A 13,372-nucleotide genomic window follows, 5' to 3' on the forward strand; every position below is an offset into this window, starting at 1 on the left:
CCGGCGCGCTTCGCTGCAAAAAGGCGGCCACGACAATTTATCCCCCGCCTCAGCGGCCCTCGAATTTCGGCTCGCGCTTCTCCATGAAGGCATTGATGCCTTCCTGCATGTCCTGCGTCTTGAACAGCGGCAGGAGCTGCAGATAGACGTGGTGCACATGGTCCGAGAATGTTTCGTTCAGCCCCATCCGCATCATCCGCTTGGCGGCCTGCACCGCCAAGGGCGCATTGGCGGCAATCTCCCGCGCCACCGCACGCGCCCTCCCCATCAGATCCGCATCAGGAACCACCTCGTTGGCGAGTCCCCATTCGAGGCATTCGCGCGCGCTCAGCGTGCGCCCAGTAAAGATCAGTTCGGAGGCCTTGGCCCAACCGATCATGCGCGGCAGGAACCAGGTGCCGCCGGACTCCGGTACCACCCCGCGCTTGACGAAGGCGGCAGCCAATTTGGCGGATTCCGCCATGATGCGGATGTCGCAACCGAGCGCGGTATCCATGCCGTAGCCCGCAGCGCCGCCGTTGACGGCGCAGATCGTCGGCTTGTCCATCGCCTGCATCACCGTCGGCGGCGTGTTGCGCAGGTCGAGCGAGGTGCTCGATGAGGCCGAGCTGAGCCCATCCCCGCTGCGCTCCTTGCGCAAATCCAGCCCCGCGCAAAAGGCGCGCCCCTTGCCGGTCAGGATCACGCAGCGCACGGCCTTGTCCTCATTGGCCCTGATCAGGAGGCGCGTCAGGTCGTTCAGCATCGGCCCGGAGATGGTGTTCATACGCTCAGGCGCATTGAGCGTGATGACCGCAATGCCCTCGTCGGCCTCGTAGAGAACTTCGTTGGATTCGGTCTGCTCGCTGCGGGCTGGCTGATTCATCGTACGGCCTTCTTTCAATCGTGAAGGTTGTTCGCGTTCGACACATGCTGCCTTGCCATCTCGCTTCTTTCAAGCTGTAGTCGGTGTGAACAAGGAACCGGATGAACAAAGCGGGAAACGCATGAGACCTGCCGGCAAGGGGCCGCTGGATTCGCTCTACTTCAACTATCCGATCTTTCCGGCGCGGCGCGTGCCCGAACTGGACGGTGTGGCCGCTCGCCATCCCGTTGCGATCGTCGGCGCCGGCCCGATCGGGATGACGGCAGCGCTGGTGCTGGCGCGGTACGGTATTCGCAGCGTGCTGATCGATCGCAAGGACACCTTCAACGACGGCAGCCGCGCACTCTGCATCGCCCGGCCGAGCATGCATATCCTGGAACGGATCGGCGCGGTCGCGCCCTTCCTCCAGAAATCACTGGGATGGCGCTACGGCCGCAGCTACTACCGCGGCGAGCAGATCTTCCGGCTCGAGATGCCGCATCCGCCGAATGAAAAATATCTGCCGATGTACAATCTGCAGCAGCAGTATATCGAGCAATATCTGCATGACGCGGTCGCGGCTTGCGATCTCATCGACATGCGCTGGCAGAGCGAGCTTTCCGACATCAAGCCGGACGCGGATGGCGTTTCGATCGGTGTCACCTCGCCCGCCGGCAACTACCGCCTCGATGCCGGGTATGTCCTGGCCGCCGACGGCGCGCGTTCGCCGATTCGGTCACAGCTCGGCTTGCGGATGAAGGGCGACAATTACGAAGGCCGTTACGTGATCGCGGATATCCGCATGGATCACGATTTCCCGACCGAGCGCCGCGCCTTCTTCGAGCCAAGCGGCAATCCCGGCGGCACCGTGCTGATCCACAAGCAGCCGGAAAGGATCTGGCGCGTCGACTACCAGCTTCGCGAAGGCGAAAGCGAACAGGAGGCGATGCGCGAGGAAAACATCCGCGCCCGCGTCGGCGCCATCCTTGGTGACATCGGCCACGACAGTCCGTGGGAGCTGGAATGGTGGAGCGTCTATTCCGCCAACACGCTCTGCCTCGACGACTACCGGCACGGCCGGGTGTTCTTCATCGGCGACGCCGCGCACATCGTGCCGATTTTTGGCGTGCGCGGCCTCAACAACGGCCTCGCGGATGCCGAAAATCTCGGCTGGAAGCTGGCGCTCGTCCTCAACGGCGCGGCGGATGAAGTCCTGCTCGACAGCTATTCGCCGGAGCGCCGCGGCGCCACGCTGGACGTGTTCGCCAACGCCACCAAGAGCACGCGCTTCATGACGCCGCCGACGCGTGGCTGGCGGCTGGCGCGGGAGGCGGCGCTGTCGCTGAGCCTGAAGCACGAATTTCCGCGCGGCCTCGCCAATCCCAGGCAGATGCAGCCCTACACCTATTCCGAGAGCCCGCTGACGCCCTATGCCGGCCGCGATGCCGAGTTTACGGGCGGCCCCGTCTGCGGCAGCGTTGCGCCGAACGCGAAGCTTCCCGACGGCAGTCATTTGCTGGATCAGGCCGGCATTGGCATGACGGCAATCCTGTTCTGCCGGGGCGCGCCGTCCACCGACGACATCATGCTCCTCGACCGGCTTCGCAACACGGACAAGCGCCTTGCCGCACTCTTGATTGGAACCAGTCACGTCAGCGACGCCGACGGCGAGATTGCTCGCCTGTATGCGGCGGCTCCTGGCACGCTTTATCTGCTGCGTCCCGACCTGCATATCGCCGGGCGATGGAAAACGATCGCCGCAAATGAGGTGCTGCGGACCGCCGCCTTGTGCCTCGGGAGGGCCAGAGCATGAGCACGATGCCATCAGCGGATTTCGAAACCGCCTATGAGACGCTCGCAACGGCCATCGATTCGGCCGGGCCCGAGCGCGAGGCACTGTTCCTGACCCGGCTGGCGCTGGTGCTCGGCCACGAGCTCGGCGACATCAGCGTGTTCCAGAACGCCATCAAGACCGCGCTCGACGGGCTGGAATAGCGCGCGACGCGGCTCCACACGTCCTGCCCCGATCAACGGATCAATTCAGCTCATCCGAACGCGAGATTTTCTCATGGAATGATCCACTCATTTTCATGAGATCATCCGTTGCAATTTTTGCAGCGCATCATATGATGTTCATAATCTTATTATTCGAACATCCCTGGGAGTTCCGCCATGGCCGCCTCCGATCCCGTCGTCATCCTGTCCGCCGCCCGCACGCCGCTTGGCCGATTCATGGGCGAGTTGTCGCCCTTCAGCGCCCACAAGCTCGGCTCGCATGTGATCGGCGCGGCGCTGGAACGCGCGAAACTGGCGCCGGAGCGGATCGACGAAGTGTTCATGGGCAATGTGCTGCCGGCCGGCCAGGGCCAGGCCCCGGCGCGCCAGGCCGCGCGCGGCGCCAAGCTGCCGGATGCCACCGGCGCCACAACCGTCAACAAAGTGTGCGGCTCCGGCATGAAGGCCACCATGCTGGCGCACGACATCATCAAGGCCGGTTCGGCCGAGATCGTGCTGTCGGGCGGCATGGAGAGCATGTCGAACGCGCCCTATCTGCTGAGCAAGGCGCGCGCGGGTTACCGCGCCGGCCATGACCGGATCATCGACCACATGATGATGGACGGGCTTGAGGACGCCTACGAGACCGGCCGCTCGATGGGTGATTTCGGCGAGGCCACCGCGGAAGCCTATCAGTTCACCCGCGCCGATCAGGACGCCTACGCGATCGAGACGCTGACGCGCGCCCGCAAGGCGGTCGAAGGCGGCGCGTTCAGGGCCGAGATCGTGCCGATTACCGTCAGCGAGAAGACCGGTCCGCGCGTGATCGCCAATGACGAGCATCCGCTCAAGGTCGATCCCGCCAAAATTCCCGGGCTGAAGGCGGCGTTCCGCGCCAACGGCACGATTACGCCCGCCGCCTCCTCCGCCAATGCCGACGGTGCCGCGGCGCTGATCCTGGCGCGGCGCTCGCTCGCCGATCGCGAAGGCCTGCGGGCGTTCGCCGAGATCAAGGGCCACGCCACCCACAGCCAGGAGCCGCAATGGTTCACCACGGCGCCGATCCCGGCGATCCGGAAGCTGCTCGACAAGGTCGGCTGGAGCGTCGGCGATGTCGACCTGTTCGAGATCAACGAGGCGTTTGCAGTGGTGGCGATGGCGGCGCAGCGCGACCTCGGGATTCCCCGCGAGAAGCTGAATATCAACGGTGGCGCCTGCGCGCTCGGTCATCCGATCGGCGCCACCGGCGCGCGCCTGATCGTCACGCTGCTGCATGCGCTGGAAGCGCAGAACCTGAAGCGCGGCGTCGCGGCGCTCTGTATCGGCGGCGGCGAAGCCACCGCGATCGCGGTCGAGCGCATCGTGCATTAGCTGGATGTCCGAAAACGAGGGAAGTTCAAGCATTTATGTCGCAGAGCGTTTGTGTCAGGATGTGGTGCTCGGCCACATCCTGCCAACCTTCCAATTGAATTTTCCAGAGGCCCAATGATTTCGAACTGGCTGTCCGCCGCCCTCGCCCGCCGCAACATCCATTATGGCTGGGCGATGGTCGGCGTGACCTTCTTCACCGCGCTGATCTCGGCCGGCACCGTCGGCGCGCCCGGCGTGTTCATCGTGCCGCTGCAGGAGGAATTCCACTGGAGCGCTGCCGAGATCTCCTCGGCGCTGTCGATCCGCTTCATCCTGTTCGGGCTAATGGCGCCGTTCGCGGCAGCCCTGCTGAACCGTTACGGCCTGCGCAACATGTCGCTGTTGTCGTTGCTGATCGTCGGCACAGCGCTGATCGCGTCGCTGTTCATGACCCAGGTCTGGCACCTGATGCTGCTGTGGGGCGTCGTGATCGGTCTCGGCACCGGCATGACCGCGCTGGTGCTCGGCGCCACGATTTCGGCTCGCTGGTTCGTGGCGCGACGCGGTTTGGTGGTCGGCATCCTCACCGCGAGCGTGGCGACGGGCCAGCTCGTGTTCCTGCCGCTACTCGCCACGCTGACGCAGCATTACGGCTGGCGGACCGCGCTGGGATTGATCTGCGTGATGCTCGGCGTCGCGGCCTTTGCCGTGGCGATGATCATGCGCGACCGCCCGAGCGACCTCGGTTTGCGTCCATACGGCGATACGGGCACCGAGCCGATCGCAGCGCCGCCGCCGAGCAACGCGCCAATCATGGCCGCGGCGCTCGGCACCTTGCGCGACGCCTCGAAGACGAAAGTGTTCTGGATCCTGTTCGGCACCTTCTTCATCTGCGGCGCCAGCACCAACGGCCTGATCCAGGTGCATCTGATTCCGATGTGCTTCGATTACGGCATCCCGCAGGTCCAGGCCGCGAGCCTGCTTGCCGCGATGGGCATCTTCGACTTCGTCGGCACCATCGTGTCCGGCTGGCTGTCGGACCGCTACGACAATCGCTGGCTGCTGTTCTGGTATTACGGCCTGCGTGGGCTCTCGCTGCTGTTCTTACCCTTTACGGATTTCTCGTTCTACGGCCTGTCGGTGTTCGCGGTGTTCTATGGACTGGACTGGATCGCCACGGTGCCGCCGACGGTACGCCTGACCGCGCAGCGGTTCGGAGCGGAACGCGCCAATCTGGTGTTCGGCTGGATTTTCGCCGGCCACCAATTGGGCGCCGGCGTCGCGGCCTTCGGTGCGGGCCTGTGGCGGACGGTCTCTGGGACCTACCTGCACGCGTTCTTCGCCGCCGGTGCGCTCTGCATCGTCGCGGCCCTGATCACGCTGGCGATCTCGCGGCCGGCGCCGAAGCCGGCGGCGGCAGTGGCGCCGGCGTAAAGCTCAATACGTGATGGTGGCGCGAACACCCACCATCACGCCGTCCTTGATGCGCTTGGACTGCGTCGGATCGTTCGGATCGGGTATGCCGCCACCGGGATGGGCGATGTACTGCACCACCGGTTGCAGCAGAAAGCCCGGCCGCACTTCGTGCTGGTAGGTGATCTCCAGGATCGCCTCATAATCGCGCACCGGGTACGGCGTGCCGGTAAAGATCTGCGTGTCGCGGTCGAGCGCGCGGGCGCGATCGGAGATCCGCGCATAGGTCGCGGCGATCCCGAACCTGTCGTTCGGGCGCTGCGCGCTGAAGCCGGTGAACAGGAAGCCGCCATCGATATAGGCGCTGACCAGGTTGCGGTCCGACGGGCTCATCGAGGCACGCATGAAGAAGGCGATGCCCTTGTCGGAGCCCGGCGACGCGCGCATCAACAACTGCTCGTAGACCATGAACACGCCGGGATTCCGCCGCCGCCATGCGGTCTCGCCATTGCTGTTGGGATCGGCCAGCGACAGGCCATCGGCGGAGAACCGCTGATCCGGAAACGACTTTATGTGGTACCAGCCGCCGCCGGTGATCGTCCCGGGCAGCCGGCTTTCACCAAGTTCAACTTTGTATTTGAGCTGGGCGATCCACCACGGTGGATCGCTGACGCGAAACAACAGCCCGTGGGGATTCTTGATCTGCGGATCTTCCGGCCCTGGTGGAGCCGAGTCGCCGTTAAACAGCGCGAAGTACGCCGTGAGCCGGTCCGTGAGTTCGGCTTTCACCCTGATGCCCATCACCGAGAGTGGTGGCGACGGCCCGCCGCTCGGCAAATTGATGCCGGCATGGCCCGGCCAGCCCAGCGCCGAATTGACGAAGATGTCGTCATAGGAACTGTCGATGAACTCGATGTCGGACGCCTGCTGCCCGACACGGACGGCGAGCTTGCCGCCAAGCAGCTTCTGCTCGACCCAGAATTCGTAGAGCCGCGTGGCCGGCAACGCCTCGACGCCGCTGGCCAGCATCAGATTGCCGATATAGCTGCGGGACAGCCCGTCGCCGTGGATCTGGAACATGTTGGCGTGGAAGCTGGCGCCGGTCCAACCCGCCACCTTCTCCAGATCGATCGTGGTGCCCAAATCGAGACGGCCGGTGTAGATCGCCCCCGTCCGCATGCCGCCGGAGATATTGGCGAGCCCCTCTCCGATGTAGATCAGACTGAACTGATAGCCGGCATCCGCCAAGGCTTCGCGCGCGTCCTGTGGCGTTTCCTTTGGCTTCGCCGGAGCGGTGTCGGCATACGCGACCGGTGCGAGTACAAGACAGGCCGCCGTCGCGAGCAAGGTGACGGCGCGGGAAAGAACGCTGTACATGGTGTCGATACCGCCGCCGACTGCTCTATTTGAAGAAGCCTGAGCGGCGCATGGCGAGATAGGCCGCACTGGCGACGCCAACCATGATCGCCGCCGCCCACAAAAATCCGGTTTCGGTGTCGGTGAGCGGCAGGCCCTTGGTGTTCATGCCGAAGATGCCGGTCACCAGCGTCGGAGGCAGCAGCATCGTCGTGACGATGGACAGCGTGTGGAGGTGCCGGTTGCTCTCCTCCTCCATCTTGAAATGTATTTCTTCCTCCAGCAGGCGGCTGCGCTCGCGCAGTTCGACGATATCGTGGTCGAGGCCATCGAGCCGCTGCGCCAGTTTTCCGGCCTGAAGCCGCAGCGCCGGGCTGAGGTGTTCAACGCTCTTCTGCTCGAGCCGGTGGAACAGCACGCGCAATCCCGCCAGCTGCCGGTGCAAACGCACGCAGGTCCGCCGCGACCGGCCAAGTGCTGCGCGCATTTCCGATCTTGTCTCGCCTGCGAGAATCCGCTCCTCGATATTGTCGATTGCGGTGCCGATCTTGTCGGCCATGCGGTCCATGGTATCGGCGACCTCGTCGACGATCTTCTCCAGCAACGCGGCGACGGTATCGACGCGATGACCGCTCTCCAGCACACGGCGGGTGGCATCGACGGCGCAAAGCGCCTGATGCCGGCCACTGATGAGAAAGCGTTCGGTCATCGCGAAACGAAGAAATCCGGTTTCCTCGGTCGCGGTGTCGATGGCGCGGACGAGATCGGAGAACACGCCGTAGACGCAATGGTCCGAGATGTGGAGTTGCTGATAATTGTCTTTCGACAGCAGCAGCTCGCGCGCCGGCAGTGGCACGTCCACACCCGCCAGCCACGACCGCGCCCTTGCGTCGGTCAGATTAAAGTGCAGCCACAGCCGCCCGTCATGGCTGAATTCGATCGGCACGTTGATCGGCAGCGGCTCGGCGCTGCCATCGCTGTGCAGGCGAAACACCCACACCAGTCCCGGGATAGCCGAAGCGGCATCAGCTATCGGCATGCCGACACCTATTGCAGGCTCGGCCAACGTATCCATCGAAGACATCAGCAGCCCCCGCCAAACCCTGCGCAGCGGCCATAGGAGAACTCAGCCGCAGCGGCCCTCGTGCATGCCAGGCGATTCAATTGCACTATTGTTACAGTTTGATGTCACCGAAGAGATCGCTCTCGCCGCCTACTCCGCGGCGAGACCGGTTACCGCTGCCTGTTCGACTTCCTTGTTGTAGTCGTGAACCACGCGGCCGAACGGCAACGTCAGGTCGGCCAGGAAATGATGGGCGCCGACCACCCGGCGCACCGGAAAATCCGCCACCGGCGCGTTGACGTGCGGCACCAGATGCAACCGCCCCGGCCCGATCCATGAGCCCTTGACGACGATGTCGGTGAGATTGATCGCGACGAGCTGACAGATCTCGAGGCGGCCATCGACGCCCGGGATCATCTTGAGATTGATCTGCGTCTTCGACAGCGTGGCGCGCGTGATTTCACCATTGCCGGCCATGCTTTCGTGCTTGTAGCCCATGGTGCCCATCGCCACGAGCTGGCCAGCATATTCCAGCGTGCCGGTGAAGGTGTCCTTGACGATCTCGAGTTTGGGGTGTGCGTATTTCTTCGGAAAGCCCCAGATTTCGCGCCCCGCTGCGATCGGCGGATCGTCGTCGAGATACATTTGCGAGACGAAATTGACTTCCTCGCCATGCAGCCGCGCCGGGATGACCAGCCCGGATTCGGTGTAGCTACCGAACCCGGAACTGTCCGGCATCTTGATCCATTCATAGTGCACGATCGGCTGATCGACCGGCTCCAGCGGCTCGGGCAATCCCGCACGGATCAGTTCGGGATCGGTCTCATAGGTGATGACGAGGAATTCGCGGTTGACGAAACGATACGGACCGGCGGGATAGCTTGGCCCTGCGGCCGGCATCGACGGAAACTTGAGCAAGTCTTCCCTGCGCATTGCAATCCCCTGCTGAAAATCGTCCTGCCGATTGCTAGCGGCCGAAATTGACAGGGATGTGAGGGATTTCCTTCAGCGTCATGACCGCAAATTTCGGCCTCCGTTTTTCGAACACGTCAATGCTTCAGGCGCAGGCAAAACGCGAGGCGGCAAAAGCCGATCGACACATTTGTCATCATCGCGTCACCAGCGCGCGGAATTGTCGGGCAGTTTTGGAGTAATGAACATGGACGCGCGAACCCCACATCTCGAACAGACCATCCATGCGCGCGGCTGGCGGCCGGAGCGCTGCGACCGCGTTGCGCTGGTGCTGCAGGGCGGCGGCGCGCTCGGCGCCTATCAGGCCGGCGTCTATCAGGCCCTGCACGAGGCCCATATCGAGCCGGACTGGGTGTGCGGCGTGTCGATCGGCGCGATCAATTCGGCGATCATCGCCGGCAACCCGCCGGAGCGCCGGCTCGAACGCTTGCAGATTTTCTGGGACCGCATCACCAGCCGCAAGATCTGGCACTACACGCCGGACGGCGACATCTATCGCAAGGCGCGCAATTTCGCGAGCTCGCTCATGACGACGTCGCTGGGCCAGCCCGGCTTCTTCACCCCGCACATGACCAACCCGTGGCTCAGCGCCACCGGCGCCCGGACGGCGACGAGCTATTACGACACCGAGCCGCTGCGCCAGACGCTGCTCGAGCTCGTCGATTTCGACATGATCAACGACAAGCGGATCCGGTTTGCGGTGGGCGCGGTCAACGTGCTGTCAGGCAATTTCATTTATTTCGACAACGCCCATGACGAGATCATTCCCGAGCACATCATGGCGAGCGGCGCGCTGCCGCCGGCCCTGCCGATGGTGAAGGTCGGCACCGACCATTTCTGGGACGGCGGCATCGTCTCGAACACGCCGCTGCAGCATCTCTTGGACCAGGAGGACAGCCTCAATTCGCTGGTGTTCCAGGTCGACCTGTTCAGCGCCCGCGGAGCCTTGCCGCGCGACATCCAGGACGTGATGGCCCGGCACAAGGACATCATGTATTCCTCGCGCACGCGCCACAATACCGACGTCTACCGCAAGACGCACAATCTGAAAGCGCGCCTGCACAAGGCGCTGTCACGAATTCCCGACGATCAGCTGTCCGACGAAGAGCGTCAGATCAAGGCCAGCATCGGCAATCTGCCCGAGATCGCGATCCTGCAACTGATCTACCAGCAGAAGGCCTATGAAGGCGACGCCAAGGACCACGAATTCTCGGGCACCTCGATGCGCGAGCACTGGATGAGCGGCCACGAGGACACCAAACGCACCCTGAAGCGCCGCGACTGGATCCGGATGCCCGACGAAGGCATGGGTATTGTGATCCACGACGTGCATCGGGAGAACGAGGCGTAGCTCGACTATCGTCATTGCCGGGCTTGACCCGGCAATCCATCTTTCTTCGAATGAATCGCGATTGTCCGCTAGCGCGGGCGATGGATACGCGGGTCAAGCCCGCGTATGACGAGTTGAGTGCGCGGCAACCACCTACGGCCTGATGGCCATGTTCGTCGCCGGCCCCGTCGTGAGGACCCGTTCAGCCAGCCGCGCGAATTCGCACAATAGCGAGCGCGTCTTGCGGGGATCGATCACTTCCTCGACCCAGAATTTTTCGGCCGAGCGGAACGGCGAGCGCAGCTTGTTGAGACGGTCCTCGATCTCTTTCAGCTTTGCCGCCGGGTCTTCCGCGGCATCGATGTCGGCGCGATAGGCGGCCTCGATGCCGCCCTCGAGCGGCAGCGAGCCCCAATAGGCCGAGGGCCAGGCGTAACGCATCGAATAGCGGTTGGCCGGCTGGTGCACGACGCCGGCGACGCCGAAGGCGTTGCGCACGATGATGGTGCACCAGGGCACGGTGCTCTGGTTGACGGCGGCCATCGCGCGCACGCCGTGCCGGATGGTCGCCGACTTCTCGGCCTCGAGCCCGATCATGAAGCCCGGGCAATCCATCAGATAGACCACCGGCAGATGGAAGGTTTCGGCGAAGTCGACCCAGCGCACCACCTTCTGGCAGGCCTCCGCCGTCCACGACCCGCCATAGTGGAAGGGATCGCTGGCGAGCAGCAGCACCGCGCGGCCTTCGAGACGCGCGAGGCCCGTGATGATCGGGCGGCCGAAATTGGCGTTGACCTCGAAGAACGAGCCCTTGTCGACGACGGCGTCGATGATCGGGCGCATCTTGTAGACCTGACGGCGGTTGCGCGGTACCGCCTTCATCAGCGCTTCCTCGGCGCGCTCCGGATCGTCGGTGCAGGGCGTGGTCGGCGGCAGCTCGTAGACCGATGACGGCAGATAGGACAGGAAGCGCCGGGCGCGCTCGAACGCCTCTTCCTCGGTATCGACGGCATCGTCCACACCGCCGGCGCGGGTCTGGATGTCAGCGCCGCCGAGTTCCTGTTTGGTCAGGTCTTGGCCGAGACGCTTCACGACCGGCGGCCCCGCGACGAACATCGCCGAGTTCCTGGTCATGACCGAATAATGGCTCGCCGCCAGCCGCGCCGCGCCGAGGCCCGCGACCGAGCCGAGGCCGAGCGCCACCACCGGCACGCGCGCCATGTTCGCCGTCGTGAACCAGTACCAGCGCGTGCCGCCGACGCCGCCCGGCAGATTAGCGGCCCCTCGCGTCTCGATCGTCTTCACCGAGCCGCCGCCGCCCGAGCCTTCGATCACGCGGATGATCGGCAGGCGGAAATCATGCGCCATCTCCTCGGCCATCAGCGGCTTGGCGGAGATCGAGGCGTCGGCCGAGCCGCCGCGCACGGTGAAATCGTCGCCAACGACGACCACCGGACGGCCTTCGACCTTGGCCCGGCCGAACACGCAGTTCGCGGGCGTCAGGTGCTTGAGTTCGCTGTTCTCGTCATATTCGGCGATGCCGGAGATGGCGCCGATTTCGTGGAAGGACTTCTGGTCAACGATCTTGTCGATGCGCTCCCGAACGGTGAGCCGGCCCTGGTCATGCTGACGCTTGACCTTGTCAACGCCTCCCATCTCGCGCGCGAACGCTTCGCGCCGGGCGAGGTCGTCGAGTTCCGGCTTCCAGTTCATTCGTATCCTCCGCCTTGATGATTTTATTATTGTTATGCACTGACACCGGAAGCGCTTTTCTTTCCAGCCGGTTGGTGAAGATGTCGCCGTCGGCGCCTTCGAGCAGACCGCCGAGCGCAGCCCCCAGTTCGACCATCACCGGCGCCACGTCGCGGTGCACCCGCTTTTCATCGAACATCGCGGACAACAGACCGATCGTCGCGACGACGTAGGTTTGATATTGCGGCGACCACAGCGGCACGGCGCAACCGTTGATGTGCGGGCTCCAGGTGCCGCAGGCCACGACATAGCCGTGTTCGCGCAGATGACGGCGATTGTCCTCGATGCGCGACTTCAGCATCCGCGCGCTATCCGGCATCTCGCGTTCCATTTCCACGATGAGCGCATCGCCGACATCGTCGTCGAGCGCCGCGGTGTAGGCGTGGCCCGCCGCCGTGCTCGCCATCGCAATGCGGCTGCCGGTGGTCTCGTGCAGGCCGAGCGCATTCGCGGCGCGGGCGAACTCGAGATAGACCAGTTGAAAACGATCGGGGATCACGAAACCGACGGTGCCCGGCAATTGCTCGGCGACATCCTGCAACCGCAACCGGATCAGATTGCGCAGCTGCAATCCCTTCATCATCGAGGTGCTCATCGCCACCGCGCTCGGGCCGATGCGGTACTTCTGGTCGCGCGGCAGATAGACCAGCTGACCCATCCGCGTCAGCGTGTGCGTCAACCGCGACACCGTCGATCGCGGCAGACCGCAGCGATTGGAAATTTCGAGATTGCCGAGTCGGGCTTCGTGACCCTCGAAGCAGCGCAGGACATCGAACGCCCGCGACACCACTTGGATCACATCGCCCTCGCCCGCCAGATCGCTGGCAAGCATTCCCTGTTTGCTAAGCCGCTCTGAGCGTCTTCCCATATTTTGGCTCCGTTCCGCCCTGCGGAATAAAATTCCACTTGCAGATCAAGCTACCTCAGGCAATCTGCAGCCACAACAAAAAGCCGTTCGCGGGACGAAATTGTCACGTCACACGGTACCGGAGGGTGGCATGCCAGAGATCAAGATTGTGACCGAAGTCGCCGGACGCGTGTGCGCGCTGGCTGCAGAAGCTGGAGCGAGTGTCGGTGACGGCGACGAGATTGCATTCGTCGAAGCGATGAAAATGGAAATCCCGGTAACGTCGACAATTACCGGGAAAATCAAGGCAATTCTGGTCAAACTCGACGACGTGATCGCTGAAGGACAGGTGGTCGCGATCGTCGAAGCTTAGCTCTTTCGCGCTCATACTTTTGATGCGTGACGATCTGTCCGCCAGTGCAACTGGCATAATGGTGGACGTGAACGTGC

12 protein-coding genes are annotated in these 13,372 nt (G+C 63.8%); 6 read left to right on the forward strand and 6 right to left on the reverse strand.

The window, feature by feature from the left end:
• Positions 1-49 precede the first annotated feature (49 nt).
• On the reverse strand, positions 50-865 hold the full coding sequence (locus JQ600_RS06020) for an enoyl-CoA hydratase/isomerase family protein (protein WP_212388760.1): 816 nt from the start codon (positions 863-865) through the stop codon (positions 50-52).
• Between the two features lie 121 nt (positions 866-986).
• On the opposite strand from JQ600_RS06020, the gene JQ600_RS06025 reads away from it, so the two are divergent.
• The 4 genes from JQ600_RS06025 to JQ600_RS06040 all read left to right on the forward strand — a co-directional run bounded on the left by JQ600_RS06025 (position 987) and on the right by JQ600_RS06040 (position 5,623).
• A complete protein-coding gene (locus tag JQ600_RS06025; RefSeq protein ID WP_212388761.1) occupies positions 987-2,657 on the forward strand; it encodes an FAD-dependent monooxygenase in 1,671 nt (556 codons plus the stop codon).
• Positions 2,654-2,839 carry a hypothetical protein gene (locus JQ600_RS06030; protein ID WP_212388762.1) on the forward strand — a complete coding sequence of 62 codons (186 nt, stop codon included), beginning with the start codon at positions 2,654-2,656 and terminating at the stop codon, positions 2,837-2,839. The genes JQ600_RS06025 and JQ600_RS06030 overlap by 4 nt, the downstream gene beginning before the upstream one ends.
• Positions 2,840-3,016: 177 nt before the next feature.
• Positions 3,017-4,210: an acetyl-CoA C-acyltransferase gene (locus tag JQ600_RS06035; protein WP_212388763.1), complete on the forward strand. Its 1,194-nt coding sequence runs from the start codon at positions 3,017-3,019 to the stop codon at positions 4,208-4,210.
• A 114-nt stretch (positions 4,211-4,324) separates the two neighbouring features.
• Positions 4,325-5,623: an MFS transporter gene (locus JQ600_RS06040; RefSeq protein WP_212264938.1), complete on the forward strand. Its 1,299-nt coding sequence runs from the start codon at positions 4,325-4,327 to the stop codon at positions 5,621-5,623.
• A gap of 3 nt (positions 5,624-5,626) precedes the next feature.
• Here the strand turns inward: JQ600_RS06040 and JQ600_RS06045 are convergent, their stop codons facing one another.
• The 3 genes from JQ600_RS06045 to JQ600_RS06055 form a co-directional block, all read right to left on the reverse strand.
• Complete coding sequence (locus JQ600_RS06045) at positions 5,627-6,979, reverse strand: carbohydrate porin (protein WP_212388764.1); 1,353 nt, start codon at positions 6,977-6,979, stop codon at positions 5,627-5,629.
• A gap of 25 nt (positions 6,980-7,004) precedes the next feature.
• The gene (locus JQ600_RS06050) at positions 7,005-8,033 is read right to left on the reverse strand and encodes a transporter (protein ID WP_409363296.1); all 1,029 of its coding nucleotides are present in this window, start codon (positions 8,031-8,033) and stop codon (positions 7,005-7,007) included.
• A 138-nt stretch (positions 8,034-8,171) separates the two neighbouring features.
• Positions 8,172-8,954, reverse strand: coding sequence for an acetoacetate decarboxylase (locus JQ600_RS06055; protein ID WP_212388766.1), 783 nt, complete (start codon positions 8,952-8,954; stop codon positions 8,172-8,174).
• 226 nt (positions 8,955-9,180) lie between these two features.
• Here JQ600_RS06055 and JQ600_RS06060 point away from each other — a divergent pair, with 226 nt between their 5' ends.
• Positions 9,181-10,344 (forward strand): patatin-like phospholipase family protein, encoded by a 1,164-nt coding sequence (locus JQ600_RS06060; protein ID WP_212264942.1) that lies wholly within the window; start codon positions 9,181-9,183, stop codon positions 10,342-10,344.
• Positions 10,345-10,476: 132 nt separating this feature from the next.
• Here JQ600_RS06060 and JQ600_RS06065 read toward each other — a convergent pair whose 3' ends face one another.
• Both JQ600_RS06065 and JQ600_RS06070 read right to left on the reverse strand, forming a co-directional pair.
• Complete coding sequence (locus JQ600_RS06065) at positions 10,477-12,036, reverse strand: acyl-CoA carboxylase subunit beta (protein WP_212264943.1); 1,560 nt, start codon at positions 12,034-12,036, stop codon at positions 10,477-10,479.
• Positions 11,966-12,943 (reverse strand): IclR family transcriptional regulator, encoded by a 978-nt coding sequence (locus tag JQ600_RS06070; RefSeq protein ID WP_192739702.1) that lies wholly within the window; start codon positions 12,941-12,943, stop codon positions 11,966-11,968. The genes JQ600_RS06065 and JQ600_RS06070 overlap by 71 nt, the downstream gene beginning before the upstream one ends.
• Positions 12,944-13,073: 130 nt before the next feature.
• On the opposite strand from JQ600_RS06070, the gene JQ600_RS06075 reads away from it, so the two are divergent.
• Positions 13,074-13,295 carry an acetyl-CoA carboxylase biotin carboxyl carrier protein subunit gene (locus JQ600_RS06075; RefSeq protein ID WP_192739703.1) on the forward strand — a complete coding sequence of 74 codons (222 nt, stop codon included), beginning with the start codon at positions 13,074-13,076 and terminating at the stop codon, positions 13,293-13,295.
• Positions 13,296-13,372: the final 77 nt, after the last annotated feature.

The organism is Bradyrhizobium sp. AUGA SZCCT0176, assembly GCF_018130145.1.
GTDB lineage: Bacteria > Pseudomonadota > Alphaproteobacteria > Rhizobiales > Xanthobacteraceae > Bradyrhizobium.